Source organism: Armatimonadota bacterium, assembly GCA_031459765.1.
In the GTDB taxonomy this organism is placed as follows: domain Bacteria; phylum Sysuimicrobiota; class Sysuimicrobiia; order Sysuimicrobiales; family Kaftiobacteriaceae; genus Kaftiobacterium; species Kaftiobacterium secundum.
On the sequence record JAVKHY010000007.1, the window covers coordinates 109,770 to 127,889 of the forward strand.

The 18,120-nt window shown below is 72.5% G+C and carries 17 protein-coding genes and 1 tRNA gene; 17 read left to right on the forward strand and 1 reads right to left on the reverse strand.

The window, feature by feature from the left end:
• From def to QN141_09760, 11 genes are all read left to right on the forward strand, one after another.
• Entirely contained in the window at positions 1 to 528 is a 528-nt protein-coding gene (gene def / locus QN141_09710) for a peptide deformylase (protein ID MDR7558751.1), read from the forward strand.
• Positions 525 to 1,502: a methionyl-tRNA formyltransferase gene (gene fmt, locus QN141_09715; GenBank protein MDR7558752.1), complete on the forward strand. Its 978-nt coding sequence runs from the start codon at positions 525 to 527 to the stop codon at positions 1,500 to 1,502. The genes def and fmt overlap by 4 nt, the downstream gene beginning before the upstream one ends.
• 24 nt (positions 1,503 to 1,526) lie before the next feature.
• The gene (locus QN141_09720) at positions 1,527 to 2,210 is read left to right on the forward strand and encodes a zinc metallopeptidase (GenBank protein MDR7558753.1); all 684 of its coding nucleotides are present in this window, start codon (positions 1,527 to 1,529) and stop codon (positions 2,208 to 2,210) included.
• Between the two features lie 15 nt (positions 2,211 to 2,225).
• Complete coding sequence (rsmB, locus tag QN141_09725) at positions 2,226 to 3,605, forward strand: 16S rRNA (cytosine(967)-C(5))-methyltransferase RsmB (protein MDR7558754.1); 1,380 nt, start codon at positions 2,226 to 2,228, stop codon at positions 3,603 to 3,605.
• A 2-nt stretch (positions 3,606 to 3,607) separates the two neighbouring features.
• Positions 3,608 to 4,759: a 23S rRNA (adenine(2503)-C(2))-methyltransferase RlmN gene (gene rlmN, locus QN141_09730; protein MDR7558755.1), complete on the forward strand. Its 1,152-nt coding sequence runs from the start codon at positions 3,608 to 3,610 to the stop codon at positions 4,757 to 4,759.
• Positions 4,756 to 6,645, forward strand: a complete 1,890-nt coding sequence (locus QN141_09735) for a protein kinase (GenBank protein MDR7558756.1) — start codon at positions 4,756 to 4,758, stop codon at positions 6,643 to 6,645. Before rlmN ends, QN141_09735 begins: the two co-directional genes overlap by 4 nt.
• Positions 6,645 to 7,316 (forward strand): ribulose-phosphate 3-epimerase, encoded by a 672-nt coding sequence (rpe, locus tag QN141_09740; protein MDR7558757.1) that lies wholly within the window; start codon positions 6,645 to 6,647, stop codon positions 7,314 to 7,316. The genes QN141_09735 and rpe overlap by 1 nt, the downstream gene beginning before the upstream one ends.
• Before the next feature lie 4 nt (positions 7,317 to 7,320).
• A complete protein-coding gene (locus tag QN141_09745) occupies positions 7,321 to 8,352 on the forward strand; it encodes a histone deacetylase (protein ID MDR7558758.1) in 1,032 nt (343 codons plus the stop codon).
• A gap of 64 nt (positions 8,353 to 8,416) precedes the next feature.
• Positions 8,417 to 8,833, forward strand: a complete 417-nt coding sequence (locus QN141_09750; GenBank protein MDR7558759.1) for a thioesterase family protein — start codon at positions 8,417 to 8,419, stop codon at positions 8,831 to 8,833.
• A 114-nt stretch (positions 8,834 to 8,947) separates the two neighbouring features.
• A complete protein-coding gene (locus QN141_09755) occupies positions 8,948 to 10,162 on the forward strand; it encodes a S1 RNA-binding domain-containing protein (GenBank protein ID MDR7558760.1) in 1,215 nt (404 codons plus the stop codon).
• Between the two features lie 73 nt (positions 10,163 to 10,235).
• Positions 10,236 to 10,313 (forward strand) — tRNA-Pro (locus QN141_09760).
• Positions 10,314 to 10,330: 17 nt separating this feature from the next.
• Here the strand turns inward: QN141_09760 and QN141_09765 are convergent.
• The gene (locus tag QN141_09765; protein MDR7558761.1) at positions 10,331 to 10,657 is read right to left on the reverse strand and encodes a DUF5658 family protein; all 327 of its coding nucleotides are present in this window, start codon (positions 10,655 to 10,657) and stop codon (positions 10,331 to 10,333) included.
• A gap of 73 nt (positions 10,658 to 10,730) precedes the next feature.
• Between QN141_09765 and QN141_09770 the strand changes: the two genes are divergently transcribed.
• The 6 genes from QN141_09770 to QN141_09795 form a co-directional block, all read left to right on the forward strand.
• On the forward strand, positions 10,731 to 11,249 hold the full coding sequence (locus QN141_09770) for a DUF402 domain-containing protein (GenBank protein MDR7558762.1): 519 nt from the start codon (positions 10,731 to 10,733) through the stop codon (positions 11,247 to 11,249).
• Positions 11,250 to 11,468: 219 nt separating this feature from the next.
• Complete coding sequence (locus tag QN141_09775; protein ID MDR7558763.1) at positions 11,469 to 12,617, forward strand: glycosyltransferase; 1,149 nt, start codon at positions 11,469 to 11,471, stop codon at positions 12,615 to 12,617.
• Between the two features lie 2 nt (positions 12,618 to 12,619).
• On the forward strand, positions 12,620 to 16,189 hold the full coding sequence (smc, locus tag QN141_09780; GenBank protein MDR7558764.1) for a chromosome segregation protein SMC: 3,570 nt from the start codon (positions 12,620 to 12,622) through the stop codon (positions 16,187 to 16,189).
• A gap of 20 nt (positions 16,190 to 16,209) precedes the next feature.
• Positions 16,210 to 17,118, forward strand: a complete 909-nt coding sequence (gene ftsY, locus QN141_09785) for a signal recognition particle-docking protein FtsY (protein MDR7558765.1) — start codon at positions 16,210 to 16,212, stop codon at positions 17,116 to 17,118.
• 71 nt (positions 17,119 to 17,189) lie between these two features.
• A complete protein-coding gene (locus QN141_09790; protein ID MDR7558766.1) occupies positions 17,190 to 17,549 on the forward strand; it encodes a sigma factor-like helix-turn-helix DNA-binding protein in 360 nt (119 codons plus the stop codon).
• Positions 17,550 to 17,552: 3 nt separating this feature from the next.
• On the forward strand, positions 17,553 to 18,120 hold a 568-nt coding region (locus tag QN141_09795), incomplete at its 3' end, for a methyltransferase (protein MDR7558767.1).

The window sequence follows — 18,120 nt, forward strand, 5'->3', positions numbered from 1 at the left end:
ATGGAACCCGTGGAGATCGTGACCGTGGACAGCCCCAGGGCCGCCGTCCTGCGCCGCAGGGCCAGACCGGTGGGCAAAGTGACCCCCGAGGTGCGGGCGCTCATCGACGCCATGATCGAGACGATGCGCCGGGCCAACGGTGTCGGGCTGGCCGCGCCGCAGGTCGGCGTCAGCCAGCGGCTCTTCGTCGCCGAGGTGGAGGAGCGGCTGCACGTCGTGATCGACCCGCAGATCGTCAGGATGGAGGGCGAGGAGGTCGGCACCGAAGGGTGCCTGTCCATCCCCGGCATCATCGCCGACGTCCCCCGGGCCCGGCGCGTCGTGGTCAGGGGCAAGAACCGGCGCGGCCGCGGCATCACCCTGGAGGCGGAAGGGCTGCTGGCCCGCGTCATCCAGCACGAGGTCGACCACCTGGACGGCGTGCTGTTCCTGGACCGGGTCGTGGACCGCTCCACGATTCGCGAGGTCGGCGCCACCGCGGAGGTCGAGCCGGCGGAGTCCGCGGCCCCGGCGCCGGCTGGCGGGTGACGCCCCTCCCGATCCGGACGGTCTTCTTCGGCACCCCGGAGTTCGCGGTGCCGTCCCTGCAGGTCCTGCTGGAGACCTGTTCGGTCGTCGCGGTCGTTACCCAACCGGATCGCCCCCGGGGACGGGGTCGGGTCCTGGCCGCTCCGCCGGTGGCCCGAGCGGCCCGCGAGCGGGGCCTTCCCGTCCTGCAACCCGCCCGGCTCAAATCTCCCGAAGTCGTCGAGCAGCTCCGCTCGCTGCACCCGGACCTCATCGTCACCGCGGCCTACGGGAAGATCATCCCCAAGGAGATCCTCGACCTTCCGCCGCTCGGCGCCATCAACGTGCATCCGTCCCTGTTGCCGAAGCACCGCGGCGCGTCGCCCATCAGTGCCGCGATCTTGCACGGGGAGACCACCACCGGCGTCACCATTCTGTTCCAGTCCATGGAGCTCGACGCCGGCGACATCATCCTGCAGCGCGTGGTGCCGATCGCGCCGGAGGACACCGCGCGGACGCTGGAGGCCAAACTGGCCGCCGTGGGGGCCGAGGCCCTGGCCGAGGCCCTCCGCCTGATCGCGGAGGGCCGCGCCCCGCGCATCCCCCAGGATCACGCCCTGGCCAGCTATGCCGGAAAACTGGAAAAGGTCCACGGACGGATCGACTGGACCCGTCCGGCGCACGAGCTCGTCAGCCTCGTTCGGGCCATGGATCCCTGGCCCTCGGCGTATACCTGGCACCGCGGCCGACTGCTCAAGGTGTGGCGTGCGCAGGCGGAACCCGGGAAGGGGGCGCCGGGGACCGTCGTGGAGATCCGGCGCGGGGACGGGTTCACCGTCGGTACCGGGGCGGGCCTGCTGCTGATTCTGGAGGTCCAGCCGGAAAGCGGTCGGCGCATGTCGGCCGGGGAGTTCGCGCGCGGTGCCCGCCTGCGGGTGGGCGAGGTCCTGGCGATGTCCCCTCCGGGAAGACCCGGGTCGGCCGAACTGTTATAATGGGGGCTTGACGGAGGTGAGGCGATGTTCTTCGGGGATCCGACGTACGTCCTGTTGCTGCCGGCCATCATCCTGGCCGTGTACGCGCAGTTCAAGGTGCAGTCCACCTTCCGCCGCTACTCGGAGATCCGCTCCGCCACGGGCTACACCGGCGCGCAGATCGCCCTGGAGCTGCTGCGCCGGCAGGGCATCACCGACGTGAAGATCGAGCCCGTCCAGGGGATGCTGGCCGACCACTACGACCCGCGGGCCAAGGTGCTGCGGCTGTCGCCCGACGTCTACGGCAGCGACTCGCTGGCCGCGATCGGCGTGGCGGCGCACGAGACCGGGCACGCCGTGCAGCACCAGGTGCGGTACGCGCCGCTGGCCCTGCGGTCGGCGATCGTGCCGCTGGCCAGTTACGGGTCGAGCGCGGCCTGGATCCTGTTCCTGATCGGCCTGATCGTCAGCAACCGGGCGCTCATGGACCTGGGCATCCTGATCTTCCTGGGCTACGTGCTCTTCGCGCTCGTCACGCTGCCCGTGGAGTTCAACGCCAGTGCGCGCGCGGTGCAGCTGCTGCAGGGACACGGCTTCGTCCTGCCCCAGGAGGCCCAGGGGGTGCGGGCGGTGCTGAACGCCGCCGCGCTGACCTATGTGGCGGCCGCGGCGATGGCGGTGCTGCAGCTGGTCCGCCTGATCGCCCTGCGCAACATGCGCGACGACTAGGGCACCGGGGTCTCGATGACGACGGTCCGCCGGGCGGCTGCCGCAGCCGCCCGGCGCGCCTCTGGGAAGAGTGCGCGGGAGGCGGCCGTCCAGGTCCTGGCCCGGGTGGAGGCGGGCGAGGCCTTCGCCAACCTTCTGCTCACCTCGGCGCTGGGGCGCGCCCGCCTCGCTCCGTCCGAGGCCGGGCTGGCCACCGAACTGGTCTACGGCGTTCTGCGCCACCGCGCCCGGGTGGACTGGACGCTGGCCGGCGCGCTGCACCGGCCGCTGGAGGACCTCCCCCCGCACATCCGCGCCGTGCTGCGCAGCGGGTGCTACCAGTTGCTCTTCCTCACCCGGATTGCCCCGCACGCCGCGGTCGACGAGGCGGTGTCGCTGGCCCGGGCCTACGGACACCCCGGCACGGCGAAACTGGTCAACGCGGTGCTCCGCCGCGTCGCCGCGGAGGGGGAGCGCCCGCTGCCGGACGGGCCGCCGGCGAAACGCATCGCCGTGGAACACTCGCACCCACGCTGGCTGGTGGAGCGCTGGCTGGCCCGCTTCGGTGTCGAGGAGACCCTCGCCCTGTGCCGGGCCAACAACACCGCCGCGCCGACGACGGCCAGGGTCAATACCCTCAGGATCGAGCCGCAGAGCGCGGAGCAGCGGCTGCGCGGGGAAGGCGTGCTCGTCACGCCGACGCCGCTGGCCGAGGGGATCCGCCTGGACGGGCCGTTCTCCGCGCGGCACCGCCTGGTGGCAGAGGGGCTGCTGACGATGCAGGATCTCGGGGCGATGATCGTCACGCACGTCCTGGATCCCCGGCCGGGCGAGGTGATCATCGACGCCGCGGCGGCCCCCGGAGGGAAGACCACGCACATCGCCGAACGGATGCGGGACCGCGGGCGGATCATCGCCTGTGACATCCACCCGGGCAAGTTGCAGCGGCTCAGCGCGCGGGTGGCGGTGATGGGGCTGTCGTCCGTGGAGGCCCACCATCTGGACGCCCGCCAGGTCGGCCGGATCTTTCCCGAGCGGGCCGACCGCGTCCTGCTCGACGCGCCCTGCACCGGACTGGGGGTGCTGCGCCGGCGTCCCGAGATCAAGTGGCGCGTGCAGCCGGACCACCTGGACGCCCTCGCCCGGTTGCAGCGCGAGATGCTGGACGGGGCGGCCCAGGCCGTGCGGCCGGGCGGTGTTCTTGTGTATAGTGTGTGCAGCACCGAGGAAGAGGAAGGTCCAGGCGTGATCGACGGATTCCTGCGGGACCATCCTGATTTCGGCCTCGAGGGCTTCAGCCTGCCCGGGGACCTCCGGCCGGCCGGCGGCGAGGAGGGGATGGTGATGCTCCTGCCCCACCGCCACGGCACCGACGGGTTCTTCATCGCGCGCCTGAGGCGCCGCCCGGGTTCCTGAGGATGGCCACCTCGCTTCGGGCGCCGGTCGAACTCAAGGGCCTGACGGTGGCGGAACTGGAAGCCTTCGCCCGCGAGCAGGGCGAGCCGGCCTACCGCGGCCGGCAGCTCGCCCGCTGGCTCTACCGGGGCGGGGTCACCTCCTTCGCCGAGATGACCGATCTGCCGGGCCGACTGCGCGGCCTTCTGGCGGAGCGGGCGCATCTGCTGACCCTGTCGCCGGAGGCGGCAGTGAGCGCCGACGGTGGCGACACCGTCAAGTACCTGATCCCGCTCGGCGACGGCGGCTCCGTGGAGACCGTGTTCATGCGCTACGCCGACGGCCGCCGCAGCGTGTGCCTCTCCACTCAGGTCGGCTGCGGGATGGGCTGCACCTTTTGCGCCACCGGCCTGGCCGGTCTGACGCGCAACCTGAGCGCTGCGGAGATCGTGGAGCAGGTGCTGCTGGTGCAGCGCGAGCAGCGGACGGCCGTGACCAACGTGGTCTTCATGGGGATGGGCGAACCCCTGGCCAACTACGCCGCCACCCTGCGCGCCGTGCGCATCCTCAACGCCCCCTGGGGTCTGGGCATCGGCATGCGGCACCTCACGCTCTCCACCGTGGGGCTGGTCCCCCAGATCCGGGCCCTGGCCGGCGAGCGACTCCAGCTGACCCTCGCCGTCTCGCTCCACGCCCCCGACGACGAGCTGCGCAGTGCGCTGGTGCCCGTCAACCGTCGCTGGCCGATCGCCGACCTCCTCGAGGCCTGCCGCGACTACGTGCGTCAGACCGGGCGACGGGTCTCCTTTGAGTACGTGCTGCTGGAGGGAGTCAACGACCGGCCCGAGCAGGCCGCGCATCTCGGCCGGCTGCTCACCGCCGCCGCCCGGAAGGCCGGAGGGAGTCCGGGGCGGTACTGGCACGTGAACCTGATCCCCTGGAACCCCGTCGCCGGCCTGCCGTACCGCCGGCCGTCCCGGGCGCGGGTCGACGCCTTCGCCGCCGCGCTGGCCGCCATGGATGTCCCGGCGACGATCCGCCTGGAACGCGGCGTGGAGATCGCCGCGGCCTGCGGACAGCTCCAGCGGACGCGCGGGTTGCCGCCGGCCCCCCCGCCGCAGGGCGGACGCTCGGCGACCGGCGAACTCTCCGGTGAGGACGCGCATCAATCATGATCGCCGCGGGATCCCTGGTGGCGGGGCGCTACGAGATCCTGGACCGGATCAGCGAGGGCGGCATGGCCACCGTCTTCCGCGCCCGGCGCCTGACCGACGGCCAGGTGGTGGCCCTCAAGATCCTGCGGGAGCAGCTTGCCTCCGACAGCGAGTTCCTCGCCCGGTTCGAGCGCGAAGCCCGGGCGGTCAGCGCCCTCTCCCATCCCCACATGGTGCGTGTCTTCGACAGCGGGGCGGACGGCAACGTGCACTTCATCGCCATGGAGTACGTGGACGGAGAGAACCTCAAGGACCTCATCCGCCGGGAGGGACCCCTGCCGCCGGCGCGGGCCGTGGAGATCGCCGCGCAGGTGGCCGACGTGCTGGAATACGCCCACGCCCACGGCATCGTGCACCGCGACATCAAGCCGCAGAATATCCTGCTCACCCGCGACGGGCAGGTCAAAGTGACCGATTTCGGCATCGCCCGGGCGATGAGCGCGGCGACGATCACCCACACCGGCACGGTGCTGGGATCGGTGCAGTACCTCTCGCCGGAGCAGGCCCGGGGCGCGCCGGTGGGGCCGTCCACCGACATCTACTCCCTCGGCATCGTGCTCTACGAGATGGTCACCGGGACGCTGCCCTTCGACGGCGACTCCCCCATCGCCACCGCCCTGGCGCACGTGAACCAGCCGCCCCCTCCGCCGCGCAGCCGCGCGCCCATGCTGCCCGTGCGCATCGAGGGCATCATCCTCTTCGCCCTGGCCAAATCGCCCTCGCGGCGGTACCGCTCGCCGGGCGAGATGCGCGGCGACCTGCTGGGCGAGACCGATCTGTGGAGCCTGGTCTCCCCGCACACGTTTCTGGAGCAGCCGGATCTGCCCCCGGCCGAGGTGTCCCCGCCGCGGCCAGGGCGCCGGGTGCGCGCTCCCGCCGTCGCCCTGGCCGCCGCCCTCCTCCTCCTGGGCGGCCTGTGGAGCGGCTGGCGGGCCTTCACCAGGTATCTCTCGGTGCCGGAGGTCGCCGTGCCCGGGCTCGTCGGCTGGCCGCTGCCGGCGGCGCAGCAGATGGTCGAGTCGGTGGGGCTGAGCCTGGTCGTGCGCGAGCGCGTCTACAACTCCGCCGTTCCGGCGGAGGCGGTCATCAGCCAGGATCAGCCGCCGGGCAAGGCCGTGAAGCGCGGCCGCGTGATCGGCGTCGTCGTCAGCCTGGGGCCCGAGATCGTGCTGGTGCCGGACGTCCAGCGGCGCTCGCTGATGGAAGCGCGCCTGTTGATCGAGCAGCGGCGCCTCGTCGTCGGCGAACTCCGGGAGCAGTTCGACGAGGAGGTGCGCGGGGGATTCGTCATCGCCCAGGATCCCCAGCCGGGCGCCCGTGTTGAGCGCGGCCGTCCCGTCAACCTCGTCGTCAGCAAGGGCCCACCGCGCGTGGAGATGCCGCCCCTGGTGGGCCGGCCCCTCCACGACGCCCGGCGCATTCTCCAGGACCTCGGGATCACGCTGAGCGAGGTGCGGAGCGCCGCGACGACGGAGGTCGACCCGGGCATCGTCATCGAGCAGTCCCCGCGGGCCGGCACCCGGATCCGTCCCACGGACCGGGTCGCCGTGGTCGTAGCCACGCGGCCCGGCGAGGAGAGCACGCCGCCGCCCACGCCGGTGGTCACGGCGCAGCCGGAACCTTCCGGAAGCGCGGAGGAGAAGGTGACGCGCGTGCAGGTGGTCGTGCCCGAGGGCGATCCCCAGCAGACGGTGCGCATCGTGGTCATCGACGAGCAGGGGGTGCGGACGGTCTTCGAGCGCGCCCTGCCGCCCGGAGCCCGGGTGGAAGAGACCATCCGGACGCGCGGGTACACCATCATCCAGATCTTCGTACAGAACCGCCTGATCCAGGAGGTCCGCCCCTGATGCGCGAGGTGCGGCTGTCGGCCAGCATCCTGGCCGCCGACTTCACCCGTCTGGGCGACGCCGTCGCCGCGGCGGAGCGCGGCGGCGTGGACTGGATCCACATCGACGTGATGGACGGCCGGTTCGTGCCGGAGATCACCATCGGGGCGGTCATCGTGGAAGCGGTCCGCCGCGTCACCCGCCTGCCCCTCGATGTGCACCTGATGGTCGCCGAACCGGAGCGCCACATCGCCCGCTTCATCCGCGCCGGCGCCGCCTCTCTCACCGTGCACGCCGAGGCGGCCGCGGACCTGCTCCAGGCGGTCCGTCAGATCAAAGCGGCGGGCGCGCGGGCCGCGGCGGCGGTCAACCCCGCCACGCCGGCGGAGGCCCTCCTGTCCGCGCTGGACGAGGTGGACATGGTCCTGGTGATGACCGTGCATCCGGGCTATGCCGGCCAGGCCTTCATTCCGGACGTGCTGCCCAAGGTGCGCCAGGTCCGGAGCTGGCTGGACGCCCGCCCCCGCGCCGTCCATCTGCAGGTCGACGGCGGGATCAACGAGACGACGGCCAAAGAAGCGATCGCGGCGGGAGCCGATGTGCTCGTGGCGGCCCAGGCCATCTTCAACGGCCCGGGCGGCATCGAAGCCTCGGTGGCCCGCCTGCGGGCGGCGGCGACGCGGCGCGCCTGACCCCGTGGCCGGCCTGGCGTTCGTCACCCATCCCGACTGCATGAAGCACCTCACCGGTCCGGGGCACCCCGAGCGGCCGGAGCGCCTCCGGGCCGTGCTGGACGCGGTGGGGGAGGCGGAGGACCTCGAACCCCACCTGCAGCGGCTCAGTGCGGAGCCGGTGGATGAGGAGGTGCTGCGCGCCGTCCACACGCCGCAGTACATCGAACAGGTCCGCCGGATCGCCGCGGAGGGGGGAGGGGCGCTGGATCAGGACACCGTGGTGTCGCCGGCCTCCTTCGACGCCGCGCGTCTGGCGGCGGGTGCCGCGGTGGAGGCCGTTCGCGCCGCGCCGGGCACCGATCGCCGGGCCGCCTTCGCCGCCGTCCGGCCTCCGGGACATCACGCCCTGCCGGGGCGGGGGATGGGGTTCTGTCTCTTCAACAACGTGGCCTGCGCCGCGGCCGTCGCCCAGCACCAGCTGGGCCGGAGGCGCGTCCTCATCCTGGACTGGGACGTGCACCACGGCAACGGCACGCAGGAGATCTTCTACCGCAGTCCCGCCGTCCTCTATCTCTCCCTCCACCAGGAGCACTGGTATCCGGGAACGGGGGCGATGGATGAGACGGGCGCCGGCGACGGGGTCGGGTTCACGATCAACATCCCTCTCCCCGCGGGCACCGGGGATGGGGGGTACCGCCACGCCTTCGAAGAGATCGTCCTGCCTGTGGTCACGGCCTTCGCACCCGAGGTGGTGCTGATCTCCGCGGGCTACGACGCGCACATCGACGATCCGCTGGGCGGCATGGCCCTCACCGCGCGCGGCTTCTACAACCTCACCGCGCTCGTGCGGGCGGCCCACGCCGGTCCCGTGGTCCTGGTGCTGGAGGGGGGCTACGCGCTCCCGCAGCTGGGCCGCAGCGTCGTGGCCACGCTGGGCGCACTGGCCGGTCGCCCCGCCCCGGAGGCGCCCCCCGCCGACGAGCTTCCCTACACCACGGTCAGCGCGCGGGTCCGGGCCGTGCGCCGGATTGTGCGGAACTACTGGAACATCTGAGACAGAGGGATTCGCCGGCGGGCCGCCGTAGGCCGTAGTGCCGATGGGCCTGTCGGGGAGGGTGGTGGAAACCGAGATCCGCGTGCGCTACGCCGAGACCGACGCGATGGGCGTCGTGCACCACGCCGCCTATTTCGTGTGGTTCGAACTCGGCCGGACGGAGTACACACGGGCCGTCGGGCTGCCCTACCGTCAGGTGGAGGAGGGTGGGACCCGCCTGGTGGTGGTGGAAGCGGCGGCGCGATTCCGGCGCCCGGCGCGCTATGATGATATTGTTGTAGTGCGGACGGCGGTGCGCGACGTGAGTAAAGCCACGCTGACGTTCGGGTACGAGGTGTGCACGCCGGACGGCAGGGTGCTCGCGGAGGGGCAGACGGTGCATGCCGCCACCGACCGGAGCGGTCGGCTGCGTCGGATCCCCGAGGACGTCCGCACGGCGCTGACGGCCGGGGGGAGGAACCGCCCTGCGCAACGCGAATAACGGTGTCGCCGCATCCGCGGATCCCTGGGCCGGTGTCCCCCCGCCGACGCGTCCGCCGTCTTTCCCGCAGGCGTCGGGACGCAGTGCGCGGCGGGGGACGAGGTGGCAGGATCGATGAGCGAGGAACGGCAGACTGTTGAGGCCCCGGAGCGCGAGGAGAAGGTGGACCTCGCCCGGGTGCCGCGTCTTGCGGAGCGGCAGATCGTCACGGGGACGGTGGTGCGCGTCGACACCGAGGGCGTGCTGGTGGACGTGGGCGCCAAGTCCGAGGGCCTCATCCCCGCCCAGGAGATGTCGCGCCCCGGCGCCACCGCCGAGGTGAACGTGGGCGACCGGATCGACGTGATGGTCCTCCGCGCCGAGGGAGAGGAGGGGAACATCATCCTCTCCAAGCGCCGGGCCGACGTGGAGATGGCGTGGCGGCGCGTCCAGGACGCGCAGCGCTCCGGTGCCATCCTGCACGCCATGGTCGTGGACAAGGTGAAGGGCGGCCTGGTGGTCGATCTCGGCCTGCGCGGGTTCGTGCCCGGCTCCCACGTCGATCTGACCCAGGCCAAGGGCCGGCGCTTCGAGTGGTTCGTCGGCCAGTCCATCCCCCTCAAGGTGCTGGAGGTGGACCGCGGCAAGGGCCGCGTCGTCCTCTCCCACCGCACGGCTGTGGAGGAGCTGCGCAAGAAGGCCAAGGAGGATCTCCTCGCCCGGCTCGAGGAGGGGCAGGTCGTGGAAGGGACGGTGAAACGTCTGACCGACTTCGGCGCCTTCATCGACCTGGGCGGGGCCGACGGCCTGCTCCCCATCAGCGAGATGTCCTGGACCTACATCAAGCACCCCTCCGAGGTCCTGCGCCGCAACCAGCACCTGCGCGTGCAGGTCCTCCGGGTGGACCGGGAGAGCAAACGGATCTCCCTGGGCCTGAAGCAGATCCTGGACGATCCCTGGCGAGGGGTGCAGCAGCGCTATCGGACGGGCGACGTCGTGCGCGGCAAGGTGGTCCGGACCGTCGCCTCCGGCGCCTTCGTGCGGTTGGGCGATCTGGACGCGTTCTTGCCTATCTCTGAACTGGCGGAGCGGCGCGTGGCCAAGGTGGAGGATGTGGTCAAGCCCGGCGACACCGTCGAAGCGCTGGTGGCCGAGATCCGGCCGGAGGAACGGCGGATGACGCTGTCCATCCGCAGGCTGGAGCGTGACCGGGAGCGCCGTCGGGTCCGCGAGACGCTCAAGGCCCAGGAGGACGAAGGCCGCGTGACGATCGGCGAGATCGCCGGGGCCCTGCTTCAGCAGGCGGTCGGACCGCGTCCCGACGGCGAGGGGGAGTCCTCGGGACCGTAGTCGGGTCCGGACGGCAGGCTCCCGGCCGCGGCCCTGTTCATGCCCGGGAGCAGACGGTAGAATAGGGACGCGTCGGGGAGTGGCGCAACTTGGCCAGCGCGCACGGTTCGGGTCCGTGAGGTTGCGGGTTCAAATCCCGCCTCCCCGACCAGGCTTCAGGCAGGATCCTCACCCCGTGTGCAGCCAGGTGACGATGTGCAGCAGGACGATGCCGGCGTAGATCACGGCCGCCAGACGGACCGCGGTCAGGGTGCGCGGGTGCAGGCGCTGACCGCGGCGCACGACCACCGCGATGGCCAGGGCCAGTCCGGCCAGCGGGCCGAGCTTCATGATGAACGGCCACCACGTGTACAGGTAGGGACGCACCAGCGGATTGGCTTCCAGGAAGGTGCCGCGGCTGAGGCCCAGGTAGGTGAACACCAGGTCCAGCTCGTTGGCGATGACCAGGACAGCGTACCACCGCCACAGCTCGCCGTCGGGCCGTCGCTTGCCCACGCGTCTCCTTCCAGGGGGGCTGGCTCCTGATTCTACGCCCGGACGACGCTTCCTCTCCCGCTCTGCCGCCGTGGTGAAGCCGCTCGGCGCGATCAAGGAGGTCAAGACGACGCTGGGAGGCCAGCGCCAGGAGTTCGCCTGCGCCCTGCTCGACCGGTCCCCCTCCCACGTCGTGGTCTACTACCCCGTCGGCACCCGGCGCCGGGTGGGGAGTCTGCTCCTGCCCAGGGGGACGCAGAGCTTCGGTTATTTCTGGCGGGATCGGCCCTATACCGTCTACCACTGGCTGACGCCGGAAGGCCGGACGCTGGGGTTCTATGTCAACCTGGCCGACCAGGTTGAGTTCCGCCCAGGAGAAGTGCGCTGGCGGGATCTGGCCGTGGACCTCCTCTTCAATGCCGACGGCAGCCGCGTCCAGGTCCTGGACGAGGAGGAGACGGCCGGCCTTCCACCCGACCTGCGGGCAAAGATCGACGCCCTGCGCAACCATGTGCTGACCCACCGCGACGACCTCCTCGCCGAGGTGCGGGGAGCCACCGAGCACCTCCGGCGGCGCGGCCGACGGGGAGGCGCCCTTCGGGGGCGGCAGTGATGCCGTGCGGTCCCGGGGAGGAGAGAGGAATCGGCCGTTCGGGGGCGAAGACGCAGAACTGAGTTTTCGCCCAACTCACCAGCCGACGGGCACGCGCATCGGACTACGGATCGTTCCTGGGGCGAAACGATGCAGGTCTTGCTGGACCGGTCTCTATTTCCGGAGCGGCCCCGCCGCTTTGCCTCCCGAGCTTCTCCCGCCGGCCTGATGACGCGCCCGTTGTGCATCGCCATGTGCAGCGAATCGTACCTCCCCCGCACCAGCGGGGTGGTCCACTCCCTGGCCGCGCTGTCCCGGGCGCTGCGCGACCGAGGGCACCGGGTCGTCATCGCCGCCCCGCGCTATCCCGGCCACACCGACGAGGATCCGGACGTCATCCGCTTTCCCTCCCTGCGGCCCCCGCATCAGCCCGACTTCCCGCTGGCGCTGCCCTACGCGCCGACGGCGTGGCGACGGCTGGACGCGGTCGGGCCCGAGCTGGTGCACACCCACGGCCCGTTCGTCATGGGCGCGGTCGCCCTGCGCTTGGCCCGGCGGCGACGGCTGCCCCTGGTCTTTACCCACCACACCCTGTACGACGAGTACGTGCACTATGCGCCGCTGCTGAGCCGCCGCGTGAGCGCCCCCGCCGTGCGGAGGTTCGTCACGGCCTACGCCAACCGCTGCGCCTGCGTCGTCGCACCCACACGGGCCGTGGCGCAGAGGCTGCGGGAGCAGGGCGTGCGTGCGCGCATCGCGGTGATCCCCACGGGGACGATTGACCTGCAGATCTTCGCCGGTCTCGACCGCGACGGTGTGCGCGGCGCCTACGGGATCCCGCAGGACATCCCCCTGGTGGTCACGGCGAGCCGCCTCGGTCGGGAGAAGAGTGTGTCGCTGGTGCTGGAGGCCTTCGCCCGCATCGCCGCGCGGCGGCCGGGAATGCTGCTGGTCGTCGGCGGCGGGCCCGAAGAGAAGCGCCTGCGGGCCCAGGCGGCCGACCTCGGACTGCGGGAGCGTGTGGTCTTTGCCGGCGCCCTGCCGCACCGGCGGGCGCTGGCCGCCATCGCCGCCGGAGATCTCTTTCTGTACGCCTCCCAGACCGAGACCCAGGGGATCGTGGTCGTGGAGGCGATGGCCGCGGGAGTGCCGGTGGTGGCCGTCGATGCGGCGGGGGTGTCGGAGGCGGTCGCGGACGGTCAGACCGGCCTTCTGGCGCCGGCGGAGGCGGAGGCGCTGGCCGCCCGCGCCCTCGCCCTGCTCGACGATCCGGCCCGGCGGCGGGCGATGGGCGCCGCGGCCCGGGAGGCCGCTCGGGCCTATGCGCTGGACGCGGTCACCGACCGGATGGAGGCGCTGTATGCCTCGCTGCTCGAGAGAGGAGCCTGACGGTGTACCTGAAGCGCCTCGACCTCCACGGATTCAAGACCTTCGCCGACCGCACCGAGCTGGAGTTCACTCCCGGAATCACCGCGATCGTCGGCCCCAACGGCAGCGGCAAGAGCAACATCTTCGACGCCATCCGCTGGGCGCTGGGCGAGGTGGCCTACAGGAGCCTGCGCAGCGGCCGCATGGACGACGTCATCTTCGCCGGCAGCGAGGCCCGCCGGGCGATGGGGATGGCCGAGGTCTCGCTCACCATCAACAACGACTCGGGCCTCCTGCCCGTGGAGTACGCCGAGGTCACGGTGACGCGGCGGGCGCACCGCGGCGGCGAGGGGGAGTACCTGCTGAACATGCTGCCCTGCCGCCTGCGCGACATCCAGATGCTGTTTCTGGGCACGGGGCTGGGCGGGCGCTCCTACTCCCTGATCGGGCAGGGCCAGGTGGACGGTGTGCTCAACGCCGGACCGGACGACCGCCGGGCTCTGCTGGAGGAGGCCGCCGGGCTGGCGCGCTACAAGCGCCGCCGCCGGGAAGCCGAGCGGCGGTTGGCCCATGCCGCCGCCAACCTCCTGCGGGTGGCCGATGTGCTCGCCGAGCTCACCGGACGGATGGAGGCGCTGCAGGCGCAGGCCGAGGCGGCCACGCAATACCAGGCCTACACCAAGGAGATCCGCGAGCTGGAGCTGGCCCTGCAGGTGGACGATGCGCGGCGCACGCTGGTCCTGCTGCGCCGGATCGCGGCGCAGACGGAGAGCATCCGGCGGCAACTGCAGGACCTGGCCGCCCGGGGCGCGGAGACCGGTCGCCGGCTGGACGAAGGCCGGGCGCGCGCCGCCGAGGCGGCCCGGCAGTGGGAAGACACCCAGCGCGCCCTGCTGCAGCTGGTGGGGGATCTCAGCGCGCGCGAGTCGGCGATCCAGGTCGTCGGCGAGCGGATGCGGTCGGCGGAGCTGCAGCGCGAGCGGCTGGTCGCGGAGAGCAGGCGTCTGGAGGCGCAGCACCTGGCCGCAGAGGAGCAGCTGGCGGCGCTGCGCCTCCAGGCCGACCAGCTGACCGTCCGGCGCGACGCCGCGCTGGAGAGGCTGCGCGCAGCGGAGGAGGCGATGGAGGCCGCCGCCGCGGGTGAGCGGGAGAGCGGGGAGCGCCTGGCGGTCCTGCGCGCCGAGATCGCCGACCTGCTGGCGGCCCGGACCAGGACGGGGCACGAGCTGGCCAGGCTGCGCGAACGCGCCGCGGCGCTGGAAGAGCAGGCCGCCGCGCTGCGGGCGCGGGGGGCGGCGCTGGGGGTGCGGGCCGAAGAGGCGGCCGCCGCCGCGTCCCAGTTGGAGACGGCCCTGGACGCGCTCCTCCGCGAGCGCGCCGCCCTGTCCGGCCGCCTGGCCGCCGCATCCGACCAGCGGCGGGCGGTGGAGGAAGAGGCGGGGCGCGTCGATGAGGAGTCCCGCCAGCTGCAGGCGGACCGGCAGGTCGTGGCCCAGACGCTTGAGTTCCTGGAGCAGATGCAGCGACGGCTGGAGGGCTACGAGCAGGGGGTGCGCGAGATTCTCCTGGCCAAGGAGGCCCAGCCGGAACGCTTCGCGGGCATCCGCTATCCCGTCCTGGACCTGCTGCGGGTCGCCGAGCCCCACCGGGCGGCCATCGAAGCGGCGCTGGGTCGGCGACTGTTTTCTCTGGTTGCCGCCAGCGTCGAGGACGTCAAGGGCGGACTGCGGTACCTGCGCGGGAACGGCCGGGGCAGCGCCTCCTTCGTTCCCGAGGAGCTGGTGACGGACCGGCCCCCGCCGGCGGTGCCCACAAGCCCGGGGGTGGTGGGACGGGCCGTCGATCTCGTCGAGCTCACCAACGGCGCCCGCGCGGTCGTCGACGCCCTGCTGGGCGACGTCGTGGTCGTCCGTTCGCTCGACGACGCCCTGGCGCTGCGGGGGCAGGGCTTTTCCGGTCGGCTGGTCACCCTCGACGGTGAGGTGCTGACCCCCGACGGCGTGATCAGCTACCGCGGCGGCCCCGACGGAGGAGCGCCGCTGCTGGGCCGGCGCGAGCAGCTGGCCGCCCTGCGTGAACGGGCCGCGGCGCTGGAGCAGGCGCTGGCGCGAATCGCCTCCCGGCGCAGGGCGCTGGACGATCAGCTCGCCGCCCTGGCCGAGCAGGTCGAGGCCCTGGAGGCGGAGCAGCGCCGGATCGACGATGCCATCGCGCAACAGCAGGCGGCGCTTGCTCCCGTGCAGGTCGAGCTGGCCCGCCTGCCGGAGGAACAGGCCGACGTCGACGGGCGTCTGCGGCAGATCGCCGAGGAGGTGCGGCGGACCGCCGATGAGATCGACCGGCTGCTGGCCGACGACGCCGATCTGGCCCAGACGCTGGCCCGGCGTGAGGAGGAGGCGCAGCAGAGCGCGGCACGGCAGCGCGAACTGGCGGAGCGCGCGCAGGAATCTCGGGGTGTGCTCACCGACGTGCGGGTGGAACTGGCGGAGGTGTCCGGGACGCTGGAAGCGGTGGGCGAGCGCATCGATGCCGCCGCCCGCGCCGCATCCGAGGTGCGGGCCCGCTACGACCACCTGCAGGGGGAGCTGGCTGTTCTGGACGGCGAGCGGCACCTGCTGGCCCACTCCCTGGAGGAAGCCCGGCGGACCCGCGAAGCGCTGGCCCGGGAGCACGAAGCCACCCGCACACTGCTGGGCGCCCTGGAAGAGGAACGCGGCGCCCTGCAGGAGCGGCTGGCGGACCTGGAGGGTGCCTGGCGCCAGATCCAGGATCAGCTTCGGGAGCTCGAAGAGCAGGCGCACCGCCTGGAGGTGCGCCACGCGCAGGTGGAGACCGAATTCGTCGCCGCCACACGCCGCATCGCCGCGGAGTTCGGCACCGCGTGGGAAGAGGTGCGCGAGCTGCGCCTTCCGGTCGGGCGCGACGAAGCCGCGGGTCGCATCGAGGCGCTGCGGGGCCTGGTGGCGGCCCTGGGCCCGGTGAACCTGCGCGCCGTGGAGGAGCTGGCCGCGCTGGCGGCGCGCGTGGAGGCGCTGGGGCGCCAGGCCCAGGATCTGGAGCGTGCCCGCGCGGCGCTCGGCGCGCTGATCCGGCGACTGGACGACGTCCTGCGCGTGCGCTTTGCGGAGACCTTTGAGCGGGTCAACGAAGAGTTCCACCGCCTGTTTGTCCGCCTCTTCGCCGGCGGCGCGGCCCGCCTGCTGCTGGTGGAGGGCGAACCGGGGACCGAGCCGGGCATCGAGATCGAGGCTCAGCTGCCCGGCAAGAAGATGCGCAGCCTGTCCGCACTGTCTGGCGGGGAGCGGGTGCTCGTGGCCCTGGCCCTGATCTTTGCCATGCTCCGCGTCCACCCCAGCCCGTTTTGCATCTTCGACGAGGTCGAGGCGGCCCTCGACGACGCCAACACAGGAAAGTTCGGCCTGCTGCTCCGCGAGCTGGCCGAACGCACCCAGGTCATCATCATCACCCATAACAAGGGCACCATGGAGACCGCCGACGTCCTCTACGGCGTGACGATGGAGAGCCCCGGCGTATCCAAGGTTATCTCGATGCGCCTCACCGGGAAGGGGATGGCCGCGTCCGTCCCGGCCTGACCGGCGGCCCCCCGCGTGCCGTGAACCTGTTCGACCGACTGCGCGCCGGGCTGGCGCGGACCCGCGAGACCTTCACCGCCCGCATCGAGCAGGCGCTGCGGCAGCCCCCCGGCCCCGAGGTCTATCAGGCGCTGGAGGCGGCGCTCATCGAGGGCGATGTCGGCGTGCCCACGACGACGTACATCCTGGACCGCCTGCGCGCCCGCCGCGAGGCCAGGGATCCCGCGACGATCCGCAGGGCGCTCCGGGAGATCATGCAGGAGCTGCTGGGACCGCCCTCCGGGCTCCGGCTCGAGCCCTCGCCCGCGGTCCTGCTCGTGCTCGGGGTGAACGGCTCCGGGAAGACGACCTCCATCGGAAAACTGGCCTGCCGGTTGCGGGCCGAGGGGAAGTCCGTCCTCCTGGCCGCCGCCGACACCTTCCGGGCCGCCGCCATCGACCAGCTGGTGGTGTGGGGTCGGCGGGCCGGCGCAGACGTGATCCGGCACGCACCGGGCGCCGACCCCGCCGCAGTCGTCTACGATGCCGCCCGGGCCGTCCGATCGCGCGGCATGGACGTGCTCATCGTCGACACCGCCGGGCGTCTGCACACGAAGGTGAACCTGATGGAGGAGCTCAAGAAGATCGCCCGCGTCCTCGGCCGGGAGTTGCCGGACGTCGCCGTGGAGCGGCTGCTCGTGCTCGACGCCTCGACGGGCCAGAACGCCATCCAGCAGGCCCGCCTCTTCCACCAGGCGGTAACCGTCACCGGGATCATCCTGGCCAAGCTGGACGGGACGGCGAAGGGCGGGGCGGTCCTCGCCATCGGCCGCGAACTCGGACTGCCGGTCAAGTTCGTCGGGACCGGCGAAGGCCCGGAAGACCTGCAGCCCTTCGATCCTCAGGCCTACCTCGACGCCCTGCTGCCCGGCGGCGCGCCGGCGATTTGACACCTCCTTCGCCGGCGGGCTATACTGGACGGGGTTTGTAAAGGTAATCAGCTTGACAAGAGGCGCCTGCCGTGGCCCGCTCGCTGGGTGAACGTCTGAGGCTGATCCGGTTGTTCGACACCTACGGTCCGCTGCTGACCCATCGGCAGCAGCGGCTGCTGCGCCTCTACTACCACCACGACCTCTCCCTGGGCGAGATCGCCGAGCGGCAGGCCGTCTCGCGGCAGGCCGTCTTCGACGCCCTGCGCCGGTCGACGGAGGAGCTGGAGCACCTGGAAGAGACGCTGGCCGTGGTGGAGTTCCGCCGGCAGCTGGCCGAGCGCGTCGCGGCGCTGACCGCGGCCGTGCAGCGGCTGACGGCCCGCGTCGGCGCCGAGGCGGCGGCCGAGGTCACCCAGGAGCTGGAGGCGCTCAGGCGCAGCCTCCGGTGACCGATGCCGCACTACTTCACGCCCACCCCCACCGTCCCGTCCCGGAGGCGTGAGATCCAAGCCCGGCTGCGGGGACGGATCTGGACCTTCCGCACCGACCGCGGCGTCTTCTCCCAGGCCGGAATCGACCGCGGGACGCGGCTGCTGATCGAGACGATGCCGGTCCGCCCCGGCGATCACATCCTGGACCTGGGCTGCGGGTACGGACCGATCGGGCTGGTGGCGGCCTCGCTCGCCCCGCAGGGACGGGTGGTGCTCGTGGACGTGAACGCGCGGGCCGTCGAGCTGGCCGCCGAGAACGCCCGGCGCCTGGGGTACCGTCACGTCGAGGTCTACCAGGGCGACGGCGTGGGGCCGGTGCGGGACCAGCGTTTTGATCTCGTGGTCATGAACCCGCCCGTCCGGGCCGGCCGGGCCGTGCTGCGCCGCCTCCTCCGGGAGAGCGGCGAGGTCCTCCGCCCGGGCGGCCGCCTCTACCTGGTGGCGCGGACGGCGCAGGGCGCGAAGACGCTGGCCGGGGAGATGGAGCGGGCGGTGGGACCGGTGCGCGAGGTCGAGCGCGCCGCCGGCT